22 protein-coding genes are annotated in these 23,243 nt (G+C 67.8%); 14 read left to right on the top strand and 8 right to left on the bottom strand.

The genetic code is table 11. From position 1 onward, the window contains the following. Nucleotides 1-111: 111 nt before the first annotated feature. The 4 genes from ACZLZY_RS12705 to ACZLZY_RS12720 all read right to left on the bottom strand — a co-directional run bounded on the left by ACZLZY_RS12705 (nt 112) and on the right by ACZLZY_RS12720 (nt 6,500). Complete coding sequence (locus ACZLZY_RS12705) at nt 112-2,667, bottom strand: transglycosylase domain-containing protein (RefSeq protein WP_472934286.1); 2,556 nt, start codon at nt 2,665-2,667, stop codon at nt 112-114. Between the two features lie 332 nt (nt 2,668-2,999). Then, entirely contained in the window at nt 3,000-3,821 is an 822-nt protein-coding gene (locus ACZLZY_RS12710) for an alpha/beta fold hydrolase (RefSeq protein ID WP_472934287.1), read from the bottom strand. Nucleotides 3,822-4,065: 244 nt separating this feature from the next. Then, nucleotides 4,066-4,884 carry a MipA/OmpV family protein gene (locus ACZLZY_RS12715; protein ID WP_472934288.1) on the bottom strand — a complete coding sequence of 273 codons (819 nt, stop codon included), beginning with the start codon at nt 4,882-4,884 and terminating at the stop codon, nt 4,066-4,068. A 221-nt stretch (nt 4,885-5,105) separates the two neighbouring features. Then, nucleotides 5,106-6,500 (bottom strand): dipeptidase, encoded by a 1,395-nt coding sequence (locus ACZLZY_RS12720; protein ID WP_472934289.1) that lies wholly within the window; start codon nt 6,498-6,500, stop codon nt 5,106-5,108. Nucleotides 6,501-6,832: 332 nt separating this feature from the next. Here ACZLZY_RS12720 and ACZLZY_RS12725 point away from each other — a divergent pair, with 332 nt between their 5' ends. The 14 genes from ACZLZY_RS12725 (at nt 6,833) to ACZLZY_RS12790 (ending at nt 19,936) form a co-directional block, all read left to right on the top strand. Further along, on the top strand, nt 6,833-7,081 hold the full coding sequence (locus tag ACZLZY_RS12725; RefSeq protein ID WP_472934290.1) for a hypothetical protein: 249 nt from the start codon (nt 6,833-6,835) through the stop codon (nt 7,079-7,081). 207 nt (nt 7,082-7,288) lie between these two features. Continuing rightward, the gene (polA, locus tag ACZLZY_RS12730) at nt 7,289-10,228 is read left to right on the top strand and encodes a DNA polymerase I (RefSeq protein WP_472934291.1); all 2,940 of its coding nucleotides are present in this window, start codon (nt 7,289-7,291) and stop codon (nt 10,226-10,228) included. Nucleotides 10,229-10,552: 324 nt separating this feature from the next. Then, a complete protein-coding gene (gene pyrF, locus ACZLZY_RS12735; RefSeq protein WP_472934292.1) occupies nt 10,553-11,254 on the top strand; it encodes an orotidine-5'-phosphate decarboxylase in 702 nt (233 codons plus the stop codon). A 47-nt stretch (nt 11,255-11,301) separates the two neighbouring features. Continuing rightward, nucleotides 11,302-11,592 carry a DUF1330 domain-containing protein gene (locus ACZLZY_RS12740; RefSeq protein ID WP_472934293.1) on the top strand — a complete coding sequence of 97 codons (291 nt, stop codon included), beginning with the start codon at nt 11,302-11,304 and terminating at the stop codon, nt 11,590-11,592. Between the two features lie 89 nt (nt 11,593-11,681). Beyond that, on the top strand, nt 11,682-12,209 hold the full coding sequence (locus ACZLZY_RS12745; RefSeq protein ID WP_472934294.1) for a GNAT family N-acetyltransferase: 528 nt from the start codon (nt 11,682-11,684) through the stop codon (nt 12,207-12,209). Between the two features lie 97 nt (nt 12,210-12,306). Next, nucleotides 12,307-13,911, top strand: a complete 1,605-nt coding sequence (locus tag ACZLZY_RS12750; RefSeq protein ID WP_472934295.1) for a polyhydroxyalkanoate depolymerase — start codon at nt 12,307-12,309, stop codon at nt 13,909-13,911. 306 nt (nt 13,912-14,217) lie between these two features. Continuing rightward, the gene (gene aqpZ, locus ACZLZY_RS12755) at nt 14,218-14,955 is read left to right on the top strand and encodes an aquaporin Z (protein WP_472934296.1); all 738 of its coding nucleotides are present in this window, start codon (nt 14,218-14,220) and stop codon (nt 14,953-14,955) included. A 212-nt stretch (nt 14,956-15,167) separates the two neighbouring features. Further along, nucleotides 15,168-15,587, top strand: coding sequence for a DUF2852 domain-containing protein (locus ACZLZY_RS12760; protein WP_472934297.1), 420 nt, complete (start codon nt 15,168-15,170; stop codon nt 15,585-15,587). Between the two features lie 221 nt (nt 15,588-15,808). Further along, the gene (locus ACZLZY_RS12765) at nt 15,809-16,552 is read left to right on the top strand and encodes a M48 family metallopeptidase (RefSeq protein WP_472934298.1); all 744 of its coding nucleotides are present in this window, start codon (nt 15,809-15,811) and stop codon (nt 16,550-16,552) included. A gap of 148 nt (nt 16,553-16,700) precedes the next feature. Further along, the gene (locus tag ACZLZY_RS12770) at nt 16,701-17,201 is read left to right on the top strand and encodes a cytochrome b (protein WP_472934299.1); all 501 of its coding nucleotides are present in this window, start codon (nt 16,701-16,703) and stop codon (nt 17,199-17,201) included. Nucleotides 17,202-17,336: 135 nt separating this feature from the next. Further along, complete coding sequence (locus ACZLZY_RS12775; protein ID WP_472934300.1) at nt 17,337-18,044, top strand: phosphoribosylanthranilate isomerase; 708 nt, start codon at nt 17,337-17,339, stop codon at nt 18,042-18,044. Next, complete coding sequence (trpB, locus tag ACZLZY_RS12780; RefSeq protein WP_472934301.1) at nt 18,041-19,261, top strand: tryptophan synthase subunit beta; 1,221 nt, start codon at nt 18,041-18,043, stop codon at nt 19,259-19,261. The genes ACZLZY_RS12775 and trpB overlap by 4 nt, the downstream gene beginning before the upstream one ends. Before the next feature lie 4 nt (nt 19,262-19,265). Continuing rightward, nucleotides 19,266-19,553 carry a hypothetical protein gene (locus ACZLZY_RS12785; RefSeq protein ID WP_472934302.1) on the top strand — a complete coding sequence of 96 codons (288 nt, stop codon included), beginning with the start codon at nt 19,266-19,268 and terminating at the stop codon, nt 19,551-19,553. Next, nucleotides 19,550-19,936: a hypothetical protein gene (locus ACZLZY_RS12790; RefSeq protein WP_472934303.1), complete on the top strand. Its 387-nt coding sequence runs from the start codon at nt 19,550-19,552 to the stop codon at nt 19,934-19,936. Before ACZLZY_RS12785 ends, ACZLZY_RS12790 begins: the two co-directional genes overlap by 4 nt. Nucleotides 19,937-19,954: 18 nt before the next feature. Here the strand turns inward: ACZLZY_RS12790 and ACZLZY_RS12795 are convergent, their stop codons facing one another. From ACZLZY_RS12795 to dnaJ, 4 genes are all read right to left on the bottom strand, one after another. After that, entirely contained in the window at nt 19,955-20,542 is a 588-nt protein-coding gene (locus ACZLZY_RS12795) for an NADPH-dependent FMN reductase (RefSeq protein ID WP_472934304.1), read from the bottom strand. Then, nucleotides 20,539-21,162, bottom strand: a complete 624-nt coding sequence (locus tag ACZLZY_RS12800; protein WP_472934305.1) for a class I SAM-dependent methyltransferase — start codon at nt 21,160-21,162, stop codon at nt 20,539-20,541. Before ACZLZY_RS12800 ends, ACZLZY_RS12795 begins: the two co-directional genes overlap by 4 nt. Before the next feature lie 31 nt (nt 21,163-21,193). Beyond that, on the bottom strand, nt 21,194-21,811 hold the full coding sequence (locus ACZLZY_RS12805; RefSeq protein WP_472934306.1) for a class I SAM-dependent methyltransferase: 618 nt from the start codon (nt 21,809-21,811) through the stop codon (nt 21,194-21,196). A gap of 237 nt (nt 21,812-22,048) precedes the next feature. Continuing rightward, on the bottom strand, nt 22,049-23,194 hold the full coding sequence (gene dnaJ / locus ACZLZY_RS12810) for a molecular chaperone DnaJ (protein WP_472934307.1): 1,146 nt from the start codon (nt 23,192-23,194) through the stop codon (nt 22,049-22,051). Between the last annotated feature and the right edge of the window lie 49 nt (nt 23,195-23,243).

The following is a 23,243-nucleotide window of genomic DNA, read 5'->3' on the forward strand; positions in this document are numbered from 1 at the left end:
CTGCATAGCCTTAAGAAGCCCTGTGGGAGCGTCGCTTACGTGCGGCGGCCTAGTGGCGACAATCCCAAGCCCAAGCCGTCCACGGCAGTCTGGCCGGTAACCGTCCAGCGGCTATCCGCCGAACAGGTCGCGGAACAGCGAGCGGTCGGAGGCGCGGCCGCCGCCGCCATTGTCGACCGGGCCCTCGAGGATGGCGCCGGGCTCCGGCCGGTCGCGGCGGACGATGCGCGAGGGACCCCGGGCGGGGGCGATCTCGTCGGGCGCCCGCATGGCGCCGCCGCCGTCGTAATAGCCGTCCTCCGGCGGCAGCTCGCCGCTGCCGTAGATGTCCTGTTCCGGCGGCAGCGGGTCGACGCCGTAGATGTCGTCGTCCGGCAGCGCCTCGCGGCGGCGCGGCACCGGCTCGCGGGCGACGGTGCGCGGCGCGATCTCGGTCGGCTGCGTCGTCATCGGCGGCAACTCGGCCGATGGCGCCTCGGCCTCCGGCTCTCCGCGCGGCGGCGGCATGCCGGCATTCGGGTCGGTGCCGGCCGGCGGCAGCTCGCTGTCGTAGAATCCGCCCGTCGGCTCGTCCGGATTGGTCGAGGCGGTGAGCGGCGCCTCATGCTCGCCGCCGATCTGGTAGTCGCCCGGCAGCGGCATGGCCGGCAGGCCCTGGTGGGCGGCGACCATGAAGGCATGCCAAGCCTCGGCCGGCAGCCCGCCGCCGGTGACCTTTTTCATCAGCGCGCCATTGTCGTTGCCGATCCAGACGCCGGTGGTGAGGTTGGCGGTGTAGCCCATGAACCAGGCGTCCTTGAAGTCCTGCGTCGTGCCGCTCTTGCCGGCCGCCTGCCAGCCGGGGATCGCGGCCTTGCGGCCGGTGCCGGAGGTCACGACGCCTTCGAGCATGGCGTTCATCATCGCCACGATGTCGTTGGTGACGATGATCGGCGGCACCGAGGCCTCACGCTCGTAGAGCACCTTGCCTGCCGAATCGGTGACGCGGTTGACGAGATGCGGCGTCGCCTCGTAGCCGCCATTGGCGAAGGGCGCGTAGGCGCCGGTCAACTCGACCAGCGAGACCTCGGACGTGCCGAGCGCGATCGAGGCATTGTCGACGAGCGGCGTCTTCACGCCCATGCGGGCGGCGGTCTCGATCACCGCCTTGGCCCCGACATTATTCGTCAGCTGCGCGGCGATGGTGTTCAGCGAATGCGCCAGCGCATAGGCGACCGTCACTGGTCCGCGGAATTTCCGGTCGTAGTTGGACGGCGTCCAGTTGCCGATCTTGGTCGGGGCGTCGTCGACCATGGATTCCGGCCGCCAGCCGTATTCCAGCGCAGTCTGGTACACGAAGGGCTTGAAGGCCGAGCCCGGCTGGCGCTTGGCGTCGACCGCGCGGTTGAACTGGCTGTCGGCATAGTCGCGCCCGCCGACCAGCGCGCGGATCGCGCCGGTGCCGTCGACGGCGACGAGCGCACCCTGGCTGGCATTCGCCTTCGCCCCGTCGAGCGTTTCGCGGATCGCCTTCTCGGCGTCCTTCTCGAGCCCGAGGTCGATGGTCGTCTCGACGACGACGTCGCCTTTCACGTCGCCGACCAGCGTCTTCAGGTCGCGCATCACGATGTCGGCGGCGTAGTTCTCCGCGCCGTTCCAGTAGCTCTTCGAGCCCGTCGACTTTTCCTCGAGCGCCGCGTCGAGCTGCGCCCTGTCGATCATCTTCTCGTCGAGCATGGCCTGCAGCACGACGGCCGCGCGCGCCTTGGCGGCGGCGGGATCCTTGACCGGCGAGAGGCGCGAGGGCGCCTTGAGGAGCCCGGCCAGCAGCGCCGCCTCGCCGAGGTCGACGTCCTTGGCCGACTTGTTGAAGTAGCGCCGGGCCGCCGCCTCGACGCCGGTGGCGCCCGAGCCAAAATAGACCCGGTTGAGGTACATCTCGATGATCTGGTCCTTGGTGAACTTCTGTTCCAGCCAGATCGAAAGGATCGCCTCCTGCACCTTGCGCTGCAGGGTCTGCTCGGGATTGAGGAAGATGTTCTTGGCCAGCTGCTGGGTCAGCGTTGAGCCACCTTGCACGGTCGCGCCTGCCGCCATGTTCTCGGCAAAGGCCCTGACGATGCCGACGGGGTCGACGCCCCAGTGCGAATAGAAGCGCCGGTCCTCGATCGCCATCACCGCCTGCGGGATAAAGCTGCTCATCTCGTCAAGCGAGACAGCCTCGCCGCCGGTCAGGCCGCGGTTGGCGAGGAGATCGCCGGAGACCGAGACGATCTTGACGTTTGGCGGCCGGTCCGGGATCGCCCAGGCCTCCTGCGGCAGCTTGATGGCGAAATAGGCGATAACAGCGAGAACCGCGAGCGCGCCCCAGAGCCCGGTGAAGAAGGCGAGCCGGAACACATGGCCGAAAAAGCTGCGCCGACGCCGCGGCGTCCGGCCGCCCCGACCATCCCCGCTTCCGCCGCCGTCCCCATTATTGCCGCCGCCGCCGCCGAAGAAACGCCGGCGCCGCGCATGGCCGTCATCCTCGAGGGCCGGCTCGGCCTTCGCCTGTCGGCGGGGGGCCTTGCGGGACGGCTCGCTGTCGCTGCGGACGGCACGATCGTCGGCCGACAGCCGGAAATCATCTTCCTTCCGGTCCGCGCCGAAGCTCGGTTCGATGCGTTCGCCTTTGCGCCGTGGGGCCATGAATACCTTTGCCTTGCCGCTCCGCGGGAACGCGCTGCTGTCGGGGGTCGCCACGGCGACCGACCGGCGGGATACCAAACCGCTGGGATGGCCGCGGGGCGTTGCCGCGATCGGGGTCGATTGGACACTAAATGCGGCTATTTAACGGGGCCTTAAGCAAGGCCGCAGCGTCGGATCGTCCGGCTTTAGCGCATTTGGCGCCCGTCGCCAAAGGCTTTACGGGACCGTTTGCAGCTTTTGGGCACCCCGCTGCGATGACGGCCGCTGCCGACAGGCAAAAGGGGCCGGCACGCCTGTGCCAGCCCCTTCTTATGGAGATGTCGAAGGTCGTTTCAGCGGCCGGCGAAGGCGATGAGGTCGGCGGTCAGGCGATCCTTCTCGGTGAAGTAGAGGCCATGCGGCGCGCCTTCATAGACCTTGAGTTCGGCCGAGGGGACAAGTGCCGGAACGCGCTCTGCCGAGGCGGCGAAGGGGACGGTCTGGTCGGCATCCCCGTGAATGACGAGCGTCGGCACCTTGAAATGCGCCATGTCGGCCCGGAAGTCGGTCCGCGCAAAGGCGTTGACGCAGTCGAGTGTCGCCTTCGGCGAGGCCATGAGGGCGAGCGACACGAACTGGTCGAGGATCTCGGCCGAAATCTGGAAGTTCAGCATGCCCGCGTTGAGGAAGCTTTTGGCAAAGCCCGCAAGGAAATGCGGCCGGTCGGCGCGCAGGCCGTCGAGGATTTGCTCGAAGACGCTGGCATCGACGCCCTCCGGATTGTCGGAGGTCTTCAGGAGGTAGGGCGTCACGGCCGAGACCAGCACCGTCTTGGCGACGCGCTTGCCACCATGCCGCGACATGTAGCGGGCAACCTCGCCGCCGCCCATCGAGAAGCCGACGAGCACGGCATTGTCGAGGCCGAGCTGGTCGAGCACCGCGGCAAGATCGTCCGACAGCGTGTCGTAGTCGTAGCCGTCATAGGGCTGCGATGACTTGCCGAAACCGCGACGGTCATAGGCGACGACCCGGAAGCCGGCCTCGACGAGCGGTGCTGCCTGATACTCCCACATTGCCGAGGTCACTGGCCAGCCGTGGATTAGGACGATCGGCGTGCCGGTCCCCCAGTCGGTGTAGTAGAGCTCGGTCTGGTCGGCGGTCTTGATGAAAGGCATGCGGGACTCCTTGCAGAGGGCAGGCGCCGGGCAAAGGGCAGGCGCTGGGCTGGAGTGTCCCCAATCGCTGGATGCTGGGAGTGTTCCCTCCTCGCAGCCATGTGAGCGGGCAAGGCACAAGGGCGAAACGCAAAATGGCCGGTCCTTGCGGACCGGCCATGGCGTCATGTCGGGATCGTTTGAAAACGCGGTTCTCGGAGGCCGAGATCTTCAAGTTTTCTCAGCTCGAAAACCTAGGGTTTTCTCAGAAGACGTCGAGCGTGAAGCGCTTCGAAATGCCGAGACCGAAAGTGTACTGGTCGCTGTCGCCAACGCGGACAACCGGCGAATCCTTGGCGTCGCCGATCATGCTGGTCCAGGACGCGTCGGCGTTGAGGAACCAGTCGGGGCGGAACTCGTAGCGGGCCGCGGCGGCGATGCCGGCCGACTTGAAGCCGCCATCGGGATCGTAGGCGCCGAGACGGCCGCCCGAGTTGAAGGACTCGGTGTTCGAGACGCCGAAATAGGTGTCCATGTAGTCTTCCGAGGCGAAGGAGACGACCGGGCCGGCCTTCAGCTCGAGTTCCGGCGTCGGCCGGGCGATGAGGTTCGCGCCGACTTCGCCCATGAAGCCTTCCGCGCCGCCGAAGGCGTAGCGCACGGCACCGTAGATCTCGGCATACTGCCACTCGTAGCCGAGCTTGATGCCGGCGGCGTAGGTGGCGTCGACGTCGCGCAGGCCGCGCAGCTCGTCATAGTCGCGCGCCTCGCGCTCGCCGATGTAGTCGAAGGACGGCGCGATCGACAGACCGCCGCCCTGCGGCGAGGTGCTGCCGATCTCCAGAACGCCGGGGATGTTGAGGTAGCCGAGGTTGATGATCGGGAAGGGCGAGACCTCGTAGTCCTTCGAGCCTTCATATTCCGGCTGGATCCGGCCGCCGACGCCGAGCTCGATGATGAGGTCGGTGCTGGTGGTGACCAGCGGGGCTTCGGCCGGCGCATCGTAGGTCGTCATGTCGGCGGCAAGGGCAGGGGCCGCGGCAACGAGGGCGAGAAGCGAGGCGGCGAGAAGGGTACGGGACATCTGCGAACTCCGGGAGGCGGCTCGGTGGTTGAGCCGGTGCATGGATGAAGCTCTCGTCTGAAACCGCCGGGCCGGCAATCACCAAAGCAACACACCGGCGCCGGGACCGTCCCGGGGCCGGTGTTTGGCCAGACAACGTTGCAGGAAGGCCACGATTCGCAACACATTGCCGCGTTTTCGTCACATTTGAGTTCCGCTGCGGAAGGCGCCGGGAGGCGGCTTCAAGCCTTGGTTGCGCCGAGTGCCGCGAGCACCCGCGCCCAAGAGCGCTGGCCCTTGTGGAATGAGGTCAGCTCGTACTTCTCGTTCGGCGAATGGATGCGGTCGTCCCCGAGCGCGAAGCCGATCAGCAGCGAATCCATGCCGAGGCGCCGCTTGAACTCGCCGACGACCGGGATCGAGCCGCCCATGCCGATCATCACCGCCGGCTTCGGCCATTCGTTGGACAGCGCCTGGCGCGCCGTGGTCAGCACGGCCGAATCGAAGGGCAGCTGGATCGCCGGCGAGGCGCCGTGCTCGTGGAAGGTGACCGAGCAGTCGGCGGGCAGGCGCTCGGTGACGAAGGCGCGGAAGGCGTCGCGGATCGCCGCCGGGTCCTGTTCGAAGACGAGGCGGAACGAGATCTTGGCCGAGGCTTCCGAGGCGATCACGGTCTTGAAGCCCTTGCCGGCATAGCCGCCGGTGATGCCATTGACCTCGGCGGTCGGCCGCGACCAGGTCTGCTCGAGCACCGAGCGGCCCTTCTCGCCGGCGGGCACCGACAGGTCGACCGAGCCGAGGAAGGCGGCCTCATCGAAGCCGAGCGCATCCCAGACCGCCTTGACGCTGTCCGGCAGTTCCTGGACGCCGTCGTAGAAGCCGGGGAGCGTCACCCGGCCCTCGTCGTCGTGCAGGTCGGCGATGATCTCGGCAAGGATGCGGATCGGGTTGGCGGCGGCCCCGCCGAAATAGCCGGAATGCAGGTCCTTGTCGGCGGCGCGGATCACCACCTCCTCGCCCACGAGGCCGCGCAGGCCCGTCGAGATCGCCGGCGTGTCCTTGTCCCACATGTTGGTGTCGCAGATCAGCGCGATGTCGGCGGTGAGCTCGGCCTTGTTGGCATCCATGAACGGCAGCAGCGAGGGCGAGCCGGACTCCTCCTCGCCCTCGAGGAAGATCGTCACCCGGCAGGGCAGCGCGCCGGTCTCGGCCTTGAAGGCGCGGCAGGCCTCGATGAAGGTCATCAGCTGGCCCTTGTCGTCCGACGAGCCGCGGCCGGTGATGCGCCTGGCGCCGTCCGGCATGGTCACGAGCTGCGGGTCGAAGGGGTCGGTGTCCCAAAGCGCCACCGGATCGACCGGCTGCACATCGTAATGGCCGTAGAACAGGACGTGCGGCGTGCCCGCGGGGCCGTCGTGGTGGGCGACCACCATCGGATGGCCGGCGGTATCACGCACCTCCGCCTGGAAGCCGATGGCGGACAGGTCGCCGGCCAGCCATTCCGCCGCACGGCGGCAGTCGCCGGCAAAAGCCGGGTCGGTCGAGATCGAGGGAATGCGCAGGAGATCGCGGAGGCGCTCGACCGAGCGGTCGAGGTTGAGGTCGAGGCAGGCGAGGATGCTGTCGAGGCTGGGCATGTCGGCTCCTTGCGAAGGAATGGCGGCTTGCCGCCTTGCCGGGTCTAGATCAAAGTTTCGGCGGGAGGACAAGGTTCGCGCGGGCCAGGGGAGAGGGGCGGGCGGTGGGAGAGGATAAGGGCGCGAGGATAACGGGCGTTATCTTGTGATGACGGGACGTTTCCGCCTTCCAGCTGTTCGCTTGCCGCACCCTGTCCGCTCGTCATCCCGGACTTGATCCGGGATCCATGCCCGAGCCATTTCAGGACTGGGGCCGGCGGCTAAAAATTTAGCAATTCTGTAGTGATTCTGACGTCTTCGGCGCTGAGGAATGGATCCCGATCAAGTCCGGGATGACGAAGAACAAGGAAAAGGGAAAAAGAAAAAAAAGCCCCCTCACAGCACAAAGCCGCCGCGGCACGAGGGGGACTGCCGCGACGGCTTCGTTGCAACAGCCGGCGGTCCACGAGGGGGGATCGGACCTGCCGGCTCTATTCGGCTCGAAAGCGGGGGACGACGCTCTGGCCGAAGACGGCGCTTGGCGCGCCGTTGCTGAAGATGTGCGCCTTGGCGGTGTCGTGATCAAGAAGTGTAGCGGCTAAATCCGTCACTTGCGTGTGAAAAAACCTAAACATTCGGAAAGGATCGCCAAGTCTCTCCCAAGAATTCGCAACAAAACCGAGCGATGCCGTGGGCTTGGCGGTTGGCGGCTCGCCGCCGTCCGCCCGCTGCCGCAACGGGAGGCAAAGCGCGGCGGCGACGGGGCGGCTCGGATGGACTCTTTTCGCCCGCCGCGATAGGCAACGCGCATGAAAAAAGGCGATCATCTCTTCCTGGTCGATGGGTCGGCCTACATCTTCCGCGCCTACCACGCGCTGCCGCCGCTGACGCGCAAATCCGACGGCACGCCGGTCGGGGCCGTCGCCGGGTTCTGCAACATGCTGTGGAAGCTGGTGGAGGAATCGCGCGACACCTCGGTCGGCGTCGTGCCGACGCATTTCGCCGTCATCTTCGACCATTCCTCGACGACCTTCCGCAACGAGCTCTACGACCAGTACAAGGCGAACCGTTCGGCCCCGCCGGAGGATCTGGTGCCGCAGTTCGGGCTGATCCGCGAGGCGGTGCGCGCCTTCGACCTGCCTTGCATCGAGAAGCAAGGGTTCGAGGCCGACGACCTCATCGCGACCTATACGCGGCTTGCCGTCGAGGCCGGCGGCGACGTCACCATCGTCTCCTCCGACAAGGATCTGATGCAGCTCGTCGGTCCCTCCGTCATCCTCTACGACCAGATGAAGGACAAGCGCCTCGGCCCGGAGGAGGTGAAGGAGAAGTTCGGCGTCTACCCCGAGAAGATGATCGACCTGCAGGCGCTGGTCGGCGACAGCTCCGACAACGTGCCGGGCGTGCCGGGCATCGGCCCGAAGACCGCCGCCGACCTCCTCGACACCTTCGGCGACCTCGAGACGCTGCTGTCGCGCGCCGGCGAGATCAAGCAGGCCAAGCGCCGCGACAACCTGATCGAATTTGCCGACCAGGCGCGGCTGTCGAAGAAGCTGGTGACGCTCGACCAGAACATGGATCTCGACGTGCCGCTGGACGACCTTTTCATCCACGAGCCCGATGGCGAGAAGCTGATCGCCTATCTGAAGGCGATGGAGTTCAACACGCTGACGCGGCGCGTCGCCGCCGTGCTCGGCGAGGACGCCAGCGCCATTCCGTCCGCGTCGATCGCCGTCAACGGCCCGGCGCGTGGGCCTGACCTCGACCCGCAAGGCGGCGCGGGCCGCACCGCGGGCTTCGTTCCGGCGGAAGGGGCGGGCCTGCTGCCGATGGCGCCGGCGCATCTCGTCGCCGCGCGGCGCGACGCCGCGGCGGCGGAGAGCTTCGACCGCAGCGCCTACGTGACCATCCGCGACGCCGAGACGCTCAACGCCTGGATGGAAAAGGCCCGCGAGACCGGGATCCTCGCCTTCGATGTCGAGAGCACTTCGCTCAACGCGATGACGGCCGAGCTCGTCGGCGTCTCCTTCGCGGTGCGGCCGGGCGAGGCGGCCTATCTGCCGCTGGCGCACGTTTCGGCCGAGGCCGGCGACCTCCTCGCCAGCGACGAGAGCCGCTCGGGCGTCGGCGCGCAGGTGTCGCTCGGCGCGGCGCTGGAAATTTTGAAGGCCGTGCTGGAAGATGCCTCGATCCTGAAGATCGGGCAGAACTTCAAGTACGACTACCTCGTGATGCTGCGCTACGGCATCGCGATCGCCGGCTTCGACGACACCATGCTGATCTCCTACGCGCTCGACGCCTCGTCCTCGCTCGAGGGGCACGGCATGGACGAGCTGTCGGAGCGCTTCCTCGGCCACAAGCCGATCAGCTACAAGGAGCTCTGCGGCTCCGGAAAGTCGCTGAAGCCGCTCGCCAGCATCGACATCGCCCGCGTCACCGAATACGCGGCCGAGGATGCCGACGTGACGCTGCGCCTCTGGCGCGTGCTGAAACCGCGCCTCGTCGCGGAAGGGCTGATCTCGGTCTACGAGCGGCTGGAGCGGCCGCTGGTCGCCGTGCTCGCGCGCATGGAGCAGCGCGGCATCCGCACCGACCGGCAGATCCTGTCTCGCCTCTCCGGGCGCTTCGCCCAGAAGGCGGCGGCGCTGGAATCCGAGATCGCCGAGATGGCGGGCGAAGCTTTCAATCCGGGCTCGCCAAAGCAGCTCGGCGATATTCTGTTCGGCAAGCTGGGCCTCCCCGGCGGCAAGAAGACCAAGACCGGGCAATGGTCGACCGACGCCAAGGTTCTGGAAGACCTTGCCGCCGAGGGCCACGTCCTGCCGCGGCACATCGTCGACTGGCGCCAGCTGACCAAGCTGAAGGGCACCTACACCGACGCTTTGCCGGCTTACATGGACCGCGAGGACCGGATCCACACCTCGTTCTCGATGGCCTCGACGACGACCGGCCGCCTTTCCTCGGCCGAGCCCAACATCCAGAACATCCCGGTGCGCACCGAAGAAGGCCGTGCGATCCGCACCGCCTTCGTCGCCGCCGAGGGACACAAGCTGCTGTCGGCCGACTACAGCCAGATCGAGCTGCGGATCCTCGCCCACATGGCCGAGATCCCGCAGCTGACGCTGGCCTTCCAGGAAGGCATCGACATCCACGCGATGACCGCGTCGGAAATGTTCGGCGTGCCGGTCGAGGGCATGCCGTCGGACGTCCGGCGCCGGGCGAAGGCGATCAATTTCGGCATCATCTACGGCATCTCGGCCTTTGGCCTCGCCAACCAGCTGTCGATCCCGCGGGAGGAGGCGAGCCTCTACATCCGCCGCTATTTCGAGCGCTTTCCCGGCATCCGCGACTACATGGATTCCACCAAGGATTTCGCCAAGCGCCATGGCTATGTCGAGACGCTGTTCGGCCGGCGGGCGCACTATCCCGACATCCGCCACGCCAACCCGTCGGTGCGCGCCTTCAACGAGCGCGCCTCGATCAACGCCCCGATCCAGGGCACCGCCGCCGACATCATCCGCCGCGCGATGATCCGCATGGAAGACGCGCTCGCCGAGGCCAAGCTCTCGGCCCGGATGCTCCTGCAGGTGCATGACGAACTGGTGTTCGAGGTGCCCGACGACGAGATCGAGGCCACCATCCCGGTGGTCAAGGCGGTGATGGAGAACGCCGCGGTGCCGCGCGTCGCCCTGTCGGTGCCGCTGGTGGTCGACGCCCGCGCCGCCTTGAACTGGGACGAAGCGCACTGAGGCAGGGTGGGCGACTAGCCGATCTCCCCACCTGAGGGGGAGATGCCCGGCAGGGCAGAGGGGGGTGGTGCGCCGCTGCGCTCGCCTCGAGTGACGCCGATCCGTCCGACCGATCGCTCAGTGTTGCCAGACGCTGCGGCAGCGTGCCCCCCTCTGTCGCCTTCGGCGACATCTCCCCCTCGGGTGGGGAGATCATCACGTCGCCGCCGCGCTTCTCCTTCGCTGCCGAAGCAGCTGGGCTGCCGCGATTGATCGGGCGAGAGGGATGCGCTAGTCCCGGCTTCCGAAGAGGCCGGATTTTTCCGGCGTCATGCGGAGACGTCGATGTCGAACCCTTCCGACCTGCGCGAGCGCCTGATCGTCGGGCTCGACGTCTCCACGCGGGCCGAGGCCGAGGCGATCGTCGAGCGGCTGGGCGACAGCGTGTCCTTCTACAAGATCGGCTACCAGCTGGCCTTTGCCGGCGGCCTGCCGCTGGTGGAGGAGCTTAGCCAAGCCGGCAAGCGGGTTTTCCTCGACTGCAAGCTCCTCGACATCGCCAACACCGTCGAAAAGGGCATCGAGAGCATCGTGCGGATGGGCGCGGCGATGACGACGATCCACGCCTATCCCCATGCCATGACGGCGGCGGCGAAGGCGGCCGAGGGCTCCGGGCTCCTGGTGCTCGCGGTCACCGTCCTCACCTCGCTCGACGAGGCAGACCTTGCCGCCTCCGGCTATGCCGGGACGGTCAAGGATCTCGTCGCCCACCGGGCGGCGCAGGCCCGCGATGCCGGGATAAGCGGGCTCGTCGCCTCGGCGCAGGAGGCGCAAGCCTTGCGAGAGATCATCGGGCCGGACATGGCGCTGGTCACCCCCGGCATCCGCCCAGCGGGAGCCGCGTCCGGCGACCAGAAGCGCATCGCGACGCCCGCCGACGCCATCCGCGACGGCGCCTCGCACCTCGTCGTCGCCCGGCCGATCATCGCGGCGGCCGATCCGCGCGCCGCCGCCCTTGCCATCCTCGCGGAAATGGCTGCCGCCTGACGCGAAACCCCCTATCACACCTTTTCCGAGCCGATGAAGGAATGAGCATGCCGAAAGCCTACTGGATCGCCCGCGTCGATGTCCGCGACCCCGAGCGCTACAAGGACTACCTCGCCGCCGCCGCCCCCGCCTTCGCCGAGTTCGGTGCGAAGGCCGTGGTCCGCGGCGGGGCGGTGACCCCTCTGGAGGGCCAGGCGCGGGCCCGCAACGTCGTCTGGGAGTTCGAGAGCGCCGAAAAGGCGAAGGCCTGCTACGACAGCCCGGCCTACCAGGTGGCCGTGAAGATCCGGCAGGAATGCGCCGAGTCCGAGCTGCTGATCGTCGAGGGCGTCGCCTGATCCAGCCGCAGAAGCGCCGGGCGCCCTGAGAAGAGGGCGCCGGGCGCCCGGAGGCGAGGGCGCCGGCGCGCGGCGGCAAGGGGAGGCGCATGGCCAAACGCGAGCGTGACTGGTTCCGCAAGATGGCGCCGAAGGGTTTCCGCATCCGCATGATGGAGCCGGGCGAGGCACCGGCGCTGCAGGCGATCCGTGCGCAAGCGGCGGGCGTTGCCGCCGCCGTGGAAGCGCCCGTCCAGCCGATCGGCGATTTCGTCGCCTGGCTCCTGCAGCACGAGATCTTCGTCGCCGAGACCAAGGCCGGCGTGCCCACCGGCTTTGCGGCCGCGGGCGATCTCGGCGAGCTCTACTGGCTTGCCGGGCTCTACGTCGCGCCGGAACAAGCGGGGCAAGGCGTCGGGCGGGCGCTTCTTGGCGCCGTCGTCACGCGCGCCGGTTGGTTCTTCCACCGTGCCCTCGGCCTCACCACCGCGCAGGCGACCGCCCCCTTCTTTGAGGCTTCCGGCTTCACCGCAATCTCGCGGCAAGACTTGCCCGCTATTCTGGAGGAACGCTGGCAGGCCGAATGCCCGCCGGGCGTCTCGCCGGACGAAAGGCTTGTCATGGTCAAATGGCTGTGACGTCGTCCCCCGCCGTTTGAACGGTCGACGCTCCGGGCGTACTTTGTGCACTGCAATAGAAGATGGTAGCGTGCTGAAAAAATAACGGGAGGCTTCGATGCTGTATCAGTTCTACGAGTGGAACCATGCTGCCGTGGCGCCGATGCGCGCCTTCGCCGAAGCCGCGCGGATGTTCTACCAGAACCCGATGAACCCGATGTCCCAGACCGAGGCCGGCCGGTCCTTCGCCGCGATGGCCGAGGTGTTCGAGCGCTCGACGCGGGTCTATGGCAAGCCGGAATTCGGCCTCTACGAGACCGTGGTCAACGGCCTGCGCATTCCCGTCGTCGACAAGCCGGTCTGGCAAAAGCCTTTCGGCCGGCTGCTGCACTTCGAGCGCGCGCTGCCCGCCCGCCACAAGGCCGACCCGCGCTTCCTCATCGTCGCGCCGATGTCCGGCCACTACGCGACGCTGCTGCGCGGCACGGTCGAGGCACTGCTGCCTTATGCCGACGTCTACATCGCCGACTGGGAGGATGCGCGCACCGTGCCGGTCGCGGCCGGCAAGTTCGATCTCGACGACTACGTCGACTACGTCATCGAGATGCTGCAGTTCCTCGGGCCCGACACCCATGTCATGGCGGTCTGCCAGCCGGCGGTGCCGGTGCTGATGGCGGTGGCCGCGATGGAGGCCAATGACGACCCTTGCGTCCCCGCCACGATGACGCTGATGGGCGGGCCGATCGACACCCGCATCAACCCGACCGCGGTCAACACGCTGGCGATGGACAAGGGCATCGGCTGGTTCCGCGACAATGTCGTCATGAAGGTGCCGTTCCCGCATGCCGGCTTCATGCGCGACGTTTATCCGGGCTTCCTGCAGCTTTCGGGCTTCATGTCGATGAACCTCGACCGGCACGTGACGGCGCACCGCGAATTCTTCGGCCACCTCGTCCAGAACGACGGCGACAGCGCCGAGAAGCACCGCGAGTTCTACGACGAGTACATGGCGGTGATGGACCTCACCGCCGAGTTCTACCTGCAGACCGTCGAAAGCGTGTTTATCACCCACGCGCTGCCGAGGGGCGAGATGCGCCATCACGGGGAGCGCATCGACCTGACGAAAATCCGCCGCACGGCGCTCCTCACCGTCGAGGGCGAGAACGACGACATTTCGGGCGTCGGCCAGACCCGTGCCGCGCAGGATCTCTGCTCGTCGATCCCGCCGGAGAAGCGGGTGCACTATCTCCAGCCGAAGGTCGGCCATTACGGCGTGTTCAACGGCTCGCGCTACCGCGCCGAGATCGCGCCGCGCATCATCGACTTCGCGCTGACGCACGGCACCACCCATGCCTCCGCCAAGCTGCCCCGCAAGGCGGCGGGCGCCGCAGCGCCTGCGGCCGTCACCGAGCCGGCGGCGGCGCCGGAAGCAGCGTCGGTCCCACCGGTCCGGACTGCCGCCGCGGCACCCTCGCCGTCTCCAGCAGCCCCCGTCGGCACGGTCCCGCCGAAGCCTGCCGCGAAGGCGCCAAGCCCGGGCAAGCCGCCGATGGCTGGCAAGCCTCTGGCCGTCGAGCCCGCGGCGGACAAGTCTGAGCCCACGAGACCCGATGCCCCGGCGATCGCACGCGGGAAGCGGCCTGGGGCCGTGGCCGGGAAGGGCGCTCCGGCGCCGCGCGCGACAAAGCCCGCCGCCCCGCCGGAGACGCCAACCAAGGCTTGACGGAAAAGCCGCGGTTCATCGCTTTCCACCGCTTGGCAGCATGCTGCCCCGTCAACCTCCAAAAAAGCTTTCCCTGCCGCGCCGGATGCGTCGTGCCGCGTTACCAAGCCGGCTGGGCTGCCAGCGCGCTCCACACAGGGCCAGCTTCTGGCCGTTGTCGGGCTCTATCGGCAAGTAACAGATGGTCCTGTCGGTCCCGATAGCGATCAATACCGCAGTGCCGTTCCTGCAAGGACAGTCTTGACGCAAGAAGCGGGAAGGCGTCACCTGACAATAGCGTTGGTTATTGCTCAGGGAGGCATAGCAATGGAAAGGGATACTTTAAAACGGGCGAGTGCGGAGTTCTTCGGCACGTTCTGGCTGACCTTCGGCGGCTGCGGGGCGGCGGTGCTGTCGGCGGCTTTCCCCGAGCTCGGCATCGGTTTTCTCGGCGTCGCCTTTGCTTTCGGCCTCACCGTCCTCACCATGGCCTATGCCGTCGGCCACATCTCCGGCGGCCATTTCAATCCGGCGGTGACGCTCGGCCTCTGGTCCGCCGGACGCTGCGCCGACAAGCACGTCCTTCCCTACATCCTCGCCCAGGTCGCGGGCGCCATCGCCGGCGCGGGCGTTCTCTATCTCATCGCCTCGGGCAAGGCCGACTGGGTGGCGGGCGGCTTCGCGTCGAACGGCTATGGCGAACTCAGCCCCGGCAAGTTCTCGCTGGCGGCCGGCTTCCTGACCGAGTTCCTCGCCACCTTCTTCTTCCTCTTCATCATCATCGGGACGACGTCGAAGGGCGCCGCCACCGGCTTTGCCGGCATCCCCATCGGGTTTGCCCTGGTCCTCATCCACCTCATCTCGATCCCGGTGACCAACACCTCCGTCAACCCGGCGCGCAGCACCGGACCGGCGCTGTTCGCCGGCGGCGAGTATGTCGGCCAGCTCTGGCTGTTCTGGCTGGCGCCGATCCTCGGTGCTGTCGTCGCCGGCGCGCTGGCGAAATGGCTCTACGAGCCCGCTGTCGTCATCGATACCGTCATCGTCGAGGAGCGGACGGCCTGACCGCCAACCGGCTTCCGTATGGCACCGGCGGGGGCTTGCCCCGCCGCTTGCCGCCGCCGGCCCTTCCCGACAGCATCGAAGAAGGCGGCGCTGTGTCGTACAAGGCCTGCCGAATTTATTTCTGTCGTTCTTGAACGTCAAAACGATCGGGGCCATCTCGAAACTATCGCGATGCTGGATGCGTCGCAGGTTTCTTCGAGAGGAACAGCTCCATGACTTCGCGTGCTTTGATCCGTCCGGCCTGGACACCAGCGACGATTGCTTTGATGGTTGTCGGCTTTATGGTCTACTGGCCACTCGGCCTTGCCATGATCGGTTATATACTCTGGGGCGACCGCCTGGAGAGCTTTCGCCACGATGTCGGCCGTTCCACCGACCGCTTCTTCGGCGGGTTGAAGCGCTCGGGCGCCACCAACCCCTTCGCCACCCCGCGCACCGGCAACGTCGCTTTCGACGACTGGCGCGAGAAGGAACTCGCCCGGCTCGACGCCGAGCGCCAGAAGCTGATGCAGGCGAGCGAGGAGTTCGAGGCCTATGCGCGCGAGCTGCGCCGCGCCAAGGACTCGGAAGAGTTCGACCGCTTCATGGCCAGCCGCCGCACCGGCGCCCCGGCAACGACAATCGACCTCTAAGGACCAGCCTCCACGAAAAGCGGGTACGCTGCTGCAGCCCCTGCTGCAGCGTACCCCGGAGGCGAGAAGCGGTAAGACCCTGACCTTGCGAAGGAGCTGGGTTCGATCCGAACGGGCAATGCCGAACAGACGACGAAGCGACGGTGGCCCTGGCTGCCGTCGCTTTTTCATGGCCGGCATGGTCCAGTCGCCGCGATGCGATACCGATTCGAGCCAGGCCGATGCAGCTCCCGAAATTTCTGACACGGCCGGCGCGCCAGACCGCCGAGGCCCTGCCGCAACGGGTGGAGCTCGCCTCCGGCAGCGTGCCGCTGCTGGTCCGGCGCCATCCGCGGGCCAAGCGGCTGATCATGCGCCTGGCCCCCGGCGCCGCCTCGCTCTCCGTCACCGCGCCGCCGCGGGCGACCAACCGCGCCATCCTCGACTTCATCGAACGCCACCGCGGCTGGGCCGAAAGCCGCATGGCCGGCGCGGCCGCACCCTTGCCGGTCGGGGCGGGCGCCGTCCTCCCGTTCCGTGGGGGCACGCTGACCGTGCTGCACCAGCCGGGTCGGCGCAGCGCCCGCTTCGAGGGGGACCAGCTGCTCGTCGGCGGGGAGCCCGAGCATTTCGCCCGGCGTGTCCAGGATGCGCTGAAGCGCGAGGCACGGCGCGACCTGCAGGCGGCCGTCGAGCGGCACGCCGCCAGCGTCGGGCTGCAGCCGCGGGCGTTGACGCTGAAGGATACCGTCAGCCGCTGGGGCTCCTGCACCAGCGACCGCAAGCTCGCCTTTTCCTGGCGCATCGTCATGGCGCCGCCGGCGGTGCTGGACTATCTCGCCGCCCACGAGGTGGCGCATTTTCGCGAGATGAACCATGGCCCGGCCTTCTGGGCGCTGTGCCGGCTTCTCTGCCCCGACATGGACCAGGGCCGCGCCTGGCTCAAACGCGAGGGCGCCACGCTGCATGCGATCCGCTTCGACTGAGGCGATCCGCCGCGCCTTGCCGCGGGCCCCCGGGGCGGCCGCATTACCAAGCCGTATAGTCACAGAGAGGTCAGGGCGAGGCGGGTCGCGCTAAGCCGGCGTGCCGCCCGACAGGATCGCGCGGGTCATCCACCTGGAGGCTATCCGCATGTCTGTTCCTGCCCGCGCCCATTGGACGAAGCTAAATGTCGTCCTCCACTGGCTGATCGTCGTTCTCCTCGTCGTGCAATATCTGGTCAGCGAGTCGATGGAGGGCCTCTGGGACGCCACCACCGAAGGCGGCCCCCTGACGCCCGAGACGCATTTCTACGGCTGGGTCCACATCATCACCGGATCGGTCGTGCTGGTGGCGGCAGCGCTGCGGCTGGCGGATCGGCTGCGCAATGGCCGCCCGCCGCACTCGGCCGCCGAGCCTGGCTGGGCGCTGCTCCTTTCTAAGGTGACGCATGCCGCGATGTATGCGGTGCTCCTCCTGATGCCGGCCCTTGGCCTTGCCGCCTGGCTGTCGGGCATCGATGGCCTCGCGCAGCTGCACACGCTGCTCTGGACGCCGCTCCTGGTGCTGATCGGCCTGCATGTGCTCGGGGCGCTGGCGCAGCAGTTCTATTTCCGCACCAATGCGATCGGGCGGATGACCCAGCTGCGGTAAGGCGCCGCACCGCACCGCAACGACCCGCCGGAAAGCCGGCAAGACGCCCGTCCGGCAGCCGCCGGGCGGGCGTCTTGCTTTACACGGCCGGCCGAACGGGGCGATAATCCGCCTGACTTCACGGCAGGACGACGCATGACGCTCGACATCAAGATCTGCGGACTGACGAGCGAGGCGGCGATTGCCGCTGTGCTGGCGCGCGGCGCCACGCATGTCGGCTTCATCCACTTTCCGAAGAGCCCCCGGCATCTCGGCATCGACGCGATGGCGGCACTGCGGCCGGCGGTGCAGGGGGCTGCGCTCGTCGTCGTCACCGTCGATGCGGATGACGCGCTGCTCGGCGAGATCGTCCGCCGGGTCCGGCCGGACATGCTGCAGCTGCACGGGCACGAGACGCCGGCCCGCGTCGCCGCGGTGAAGGCGGCTTTCGGCCTTCCGGTGGTCAAGGCGATTTCCGTCGGCTCGGCCGAGGACATCGAGGGCGTCGCCGCCTACCGCGGCATTGCCGATCTCCTGCTGCTCGACGCGCAGAAGCCGAAAGGGTCGGATCTTCCCGGCGGCAATGGCGTTTCCTTCGATTGGCGGCTTCTGGCCGCGCTTGACGCTGATGTCGCATACATGCTTTCCGGAGGCCTCAACGCCGGCAATATCCAGGCGGCGCTGCAGCAGGCGCAGCCGTCCGGCATCGACGTCTCCTCCGGCGTCGAGAGCGCCCCGGGGGTCAAGGACATCGGCCTCATCGGCGCGTTCTTCGATGCGCTCGGCGGCGCCGCCAGCGGAATTTCCCCGGGGACGCCTTCCCCTCACGCGGCTCTCGCCGAGCCGGAACGGATGATATCGTGAACCAGACGCCCGCTCCCAACTCCTTCCGCGCCGGTCCCGACGAGGACGGCCGCTTCGGCATCTTCGGCGGCCGCTTCGTGGCGGAAACCCTGATGCCGCTGATCCTCGAGCTGGAGGATGCCTGGAAGGGCGCCCGGCAGGACAAGGCGTTCCAGGAGGAGCTGGCCTATCTCAACAAGCACTATACCGGCCGGCCCTCGCCGCTCTACTTTGCCGAGCGGCTGACGGAAGAGCTCGGCGGCGCCAAGATCTACTTCAAGCGCGACGAGCTGAACCACACCGGCAGCCACAAGATCAACAACTGCCTCGGCCAGATCCTGCTGGCGCGAAAGATGGGCAAGACGCGGATCATCGCCGAGACCGGCGCCGGCCAGCACGGCGTGGCCTCCGCCACGGTCGCCGCGCGTTTCGGCTTTCCCTGCGTCGTCTACATGGGCGCGACCGATGTCGAGCGGCAGTCGCCGAACGTCTTCCGCATGAAGCTTCTCGGCGCCGAGGTCGTGCCGGTCACCTCCGGCCACGGCACGCTGAAGGACGCCATGAACGAGGCGCTGCGCGACTGGGTGACCAATGTCGACAGTACCTACTACATCATCGGCACCGCCGCCGGCCCGCATCCCTATCCCGAGCTCGTGCGCGAGTTCCAGTCGGTGATTGGCCGCGAGGCCAAGGAGCAGATCCTCGAGGCCGAGGGCCGGCTGCCGGACATGCTGGTCGCGGCCGTCGGCGGCGGCTCCAACGCCATCGGCCTGTTCCACCCCTTCCTCGACGACAAAGAAGTCGAGATCGTCGGCGTCGAGGCGGGCGGGCGCGGGCTCGACGGCGAGGAGCATTGCGCCTCGCTGACCGCCGGCACGCCCGGCGTCCTGCACGGCAACCGCACCTATCTGTTGCAGGACAGCGACGGGCAGATCAAGGAAGGCCATTCCATCTCGGCCGGCCTCGACTATCCCGGCATCGGCCCCGAGCATTCCTGGCTGAAGGACACCGGCCGCGTCGACTACGTGCCGATCATGGACACCGAGGCGCTCGCCGCCTTCCAGATGCTGACCCGCACCGAGGGCATCATCCCGGCGCTGGAGCCGAGCCATGCGCTGGCCGAGGTGATCAAGCGCGCGCCGAAGATGGGCAAGGACAAGATCATCATCATGAATCTCTGCGGCCGCGGCGACAAAGACGTGCACACGGTGGCCAAGCATCTGGGGATGGAGATCTAGGCAAATGTCCTCGGCCGAAAGCGGCGTCGGAAATCTCTCGGTCCAGCAAGCCTTCGTCGCCTTGCTGGAAAAGCCGGAGGTGACGATCCGGCCGACAGCCCTGGCCTTGCTCGTCGCCCACCTGCAGTCGAACATCTCGTTTCAGGAGAGGGCGATCAAGGCGATCTCCGATACGGCCGCCGGCAGCACGGATTGGCAGGACCTCGAGAAGATGGTCAGCGCCTCCGAACTCTCGGCGGAGACCCTGCGGCGTTTCGTGAAGGATCTGCTGGCGGACGGCGCGGCCGCATGAGCCCGACCGAAACCATCCGCGACCTCTTTCCCGCGATGGACGCGCCACCGAACCTACGCGCGTCCATCGCGCGTAGTCAGGCAGCGGGATCAGGAGGGGATGGCATGGAGCCGCGTATTGCCCGACTGGAGGCGAGTCTTGCGCATATCGAGCGGGATGTCGGCGAGCTGAAACTCGATGTGCGCGAATTCCGGGCCGACATGCGCGACGTGCGCGAGCGGCTGGTCCGGCTTGAGGAGAAGGTGACGCACCTGCCCGGCAAGGGGTTCATCGTTTCGGCGCTGCTGCTGTCGCTGGCCGTGATCGCGTCCCTTCTGGCCTTTCAGGGCCAGGTCCAGAAGTTGACAGGCGCAGCGCCGATGGTCACGACGCCTCTTCCCTGAACTAACCTGCAGGCCCGTCTAAGGTTGGTGCCGGCCGAGCGCCTGGGCCTGGTCGATCAGCTGCTCGATCAGCGCGTCGAGGGCGAGGCGCTGGCGCTCGTCCGCGAGATGGCCCCGCTCGTCGAAGGCGGTGGCGGCGTCGTTGAGGGTGAGCTGCGGCGTCATCACCTCGGCGCCGAGGGACAGGAAGATCGGGCGGAGGGCGATGAGCCCGCGCAGGCCGCCGAGACGGCCGGGCGAGGCAGCGGCAAGGCCGACGACCAGCTGTTTGTACGGCTGCAGCGGACGCCCCTCCACCTTGCGCACGCGGCTGACCCAGTCGAGCGCGTTTTTCAGGAGCGGCGGGACGGAGGCGTTGTATTCCGGGCTGACCAGCAGCATGCCGTCCTGCGCGGCGATCCTCTCGGCGAGCTGCACCGCCTTCTGCGGCACGCCGGACGCCTCCTCGAGGTCGCCATCGTAGAGCGGCAGCGGGTAGTCGGCGAGGTCGACGAAGGAGACGGTCGCATGGCTCAGCGCCAGGAGGCGCGCGGCCTCGAGCGCCAGCTTCTTGTTGTAGGAGCCGGTTCGCACCGAGCCCGGCAGGACGAGGATGCGCGGGCTCATCGGGCATTCCCCGCAGTGTCGCCGCGCGCGGCTTCGGGCGTATAGATCCATACCCGCGCCGGCGGGATGTTGCGCCAGACGATCGGCGAATGCGAGACGCCGAATACTCCGGCAACCGGCTTGACCGGTGCGGTCATGAGGTAGGAGAGTTGGGTCAGGTTGCCGCCGGGGCAGAGGCGCGAGATGTAGTCGCAGAACAGCTTCTGCTTCTCCGCTTGGCCCATATGGGCGACGGGCACGGCGAACAGGATGGCCGCGAATTTCTCCGCCTTGCGGGCGCCGAGCGTCTCATCGAGCCGGAAGCCGTCACCTTGGATCACGTCGACACGGGGGAAACGCTGCCGCAGCGTCCGGGCGAAGTCCGGGTCGTATTCGATGGCGGTGATCCGCTCCGGCGCGATGCCCTTTTCGATCAGCGCGCGCGTGACGACGCCGAGCCCCGGGCCGATCTCGAGGATCGGGCCCTCCAGCGCCGTCGTCGCCTTCTCGACCATCATCGCGCCGTAGTACGGTGAGGAGGGAGCGACGGCGCCGATCTTCAGGGGGTTGCGGGCCCAGGTGGCGAAGAAGCGACCCAAATCCCCGCTGCGATCCTCGGCGGCCATGCGATTGTCTTTCATGCTGTTCTCCTGCCGCCGATGCCGGCCGGCGTCAGGGCCGACGATAGACGAGAACCCGCGCCGGCGGCAGGTTTCGCTTCACCCAGGCGCTGATCTCCACAGCTGCCCCGACCCTTGCCGGCTTCACCGGCAGCGTCAGCGCATAGGAAAACTGGATGAAGGGATGGCCGGCCGGCAGGCGTGCGAGCGCCCCTGAGATGACGTCCTCGCGCACCGCATCCGGCTTGGTGAACAGCGGCAGGCTGGAGACGACGGCGCCGAACGGACGCCCGTCCAGCGCCGCGACGACATCCGCGCTTTCGCAGTAGGCATCGCCCTGGACGATCCGGGCTTTCGGAAAGCGAGCACGCAGGAGCACGCAGAACTCCGGTGAATACTCGACGAGGACAAGGCTTTCCTCCGGAACGCCGGCATCGAGCAGGCACTGCGTGACGACGCCGGTGCCGGGGCCAAGCTCCAGCACCGTCATGCCGCCGTTGAGGACCGCCTCGACCGGGACCGCCGCCGCCATGGTTCGCCCGAGCGCCTTCGACGAGGGGGACACCGCGCCCATCTGCAGCGGGCGCCGGAGCCAGCCCTTGAAGAAGCGGGCATCGTCCTCCGAGCGGTTGCGCGGGTCGCTGGCTTTCAGCGGCGTCGAGACTGTCATGCGTCCTGCCGATCTCTTCGCCGCATCCGCCCGCCCTTGGCGGCGTGGAGGCGGCAAGGCCTGTGGGAACCATCGTCGGCCGCGGTCATGGCGCCCACTCTTGTTCCTTTCGCGGCAGGATGCGCTTTTGCCGCGCTGCGGTCGAGGGACCGCAGGATGCTCGGACGTGACCACAGGGCGGCCGACCCGTTGACCGCAGGGCGGCCGCGCGATGGCAGGCTTGCGGTCGGCCGCCAGCTACTTCTCGCTGAGCCCTTCGAAGAAGTCCTTCATTCGCGCAAAGAAGCCCGTCGACTCCGGCGAATTGTCGGACGACGAGATGGCGTTGAACTCCTCCAGCAGCTCGCGCTGGCGGCGATTCAAGTTCTGCGGCGTCTCGATCTGCACCTGGATGAACAGGTCGCCGGTCTGCGGCGAGCGCAGCACCGTCATGCCCTTGGCCTTGACGCGGAACTGCTTGCCGCTCTGCGTGCCCTCGGGAACCTTGACGCGGGTCATCGCCCCGTCGAGCGTCGTCACCTCGAAACTGCCGCCGAGCGCCGCCGTCGTCATCGACACCGGCACGCTGCAGTAGAGGTCGGCGCCGTCGCGCTGGAAGAACTCGTGCGGGCGCACCGTCAGGAAGATGTAGAGATCACCGGCCGGCCCGCCGCGCAGGCCCGCCTCACCCTCGCCGGCAAGCCGGATGCGGGTGCCGTCCTCGATGCCGGCGGGGATGTTGACCGACAGCTGGCGCTCTTCGGCGAGGCGTCCATCGCCGCCGCACTTGCCGCAAGGGTCGGAGATCATCTGTCCGCGTCCCTGGCAGGTCGGGCAGGTCCGCTCGATGGAGAAAAAGCCTTGCGCGGCGCGCACGCGGCCGACGCCGCCGCAGGTCGGGCACAGCTTTGGCGCCGAGCCCGGCCGGGCGCCGGTGCCGGTGCACTCGTCGCACTGGATGGTCGTCGGCACGCCGATCTCGGCGGTCTTTCCAGCAAACGCCTCCTCAAGCGAGATCTCCATGTTGTAGCGGAGGTCCGAGCCGCGCTCCCGGCCGCCGCCGCCGCCGCCGGCCGCACGGCCCCGCCGCTGGCCCATCATCTCGCCGAAAATGTCGTCGAAGACGTCGGCCATCGACGAGCCGAAGTCGCCGCGGAAGCCGCCGCCGCCCTGGCCGCCGTTCTGGAACGCGGCATGCCCATAGCGGTCGTAGGCCGAGCGCTTCTGCGGATCCTTCAGGACCTCGTAGGCCTCGCCGAGCTCCTTGAACTTCGCCTCCGCCGCCGCGTCGCCCGGATTCTTGTCCGGGTGGAACTGCATGGCGAGCTTGCGAAACGCGCTCTTGAGGGTCTTCTCGTCGCACCCTTTGGTGACGCCGAGCATCTCGTAATAATCGACTTTCATCGAGACTGGTCCATCGGTTGTCGCGAGATCATGGGAGAGGTTCGGCTGT

It is taken from the genome of Mesocryomonas lacus, from assembly GCF_055730135.2.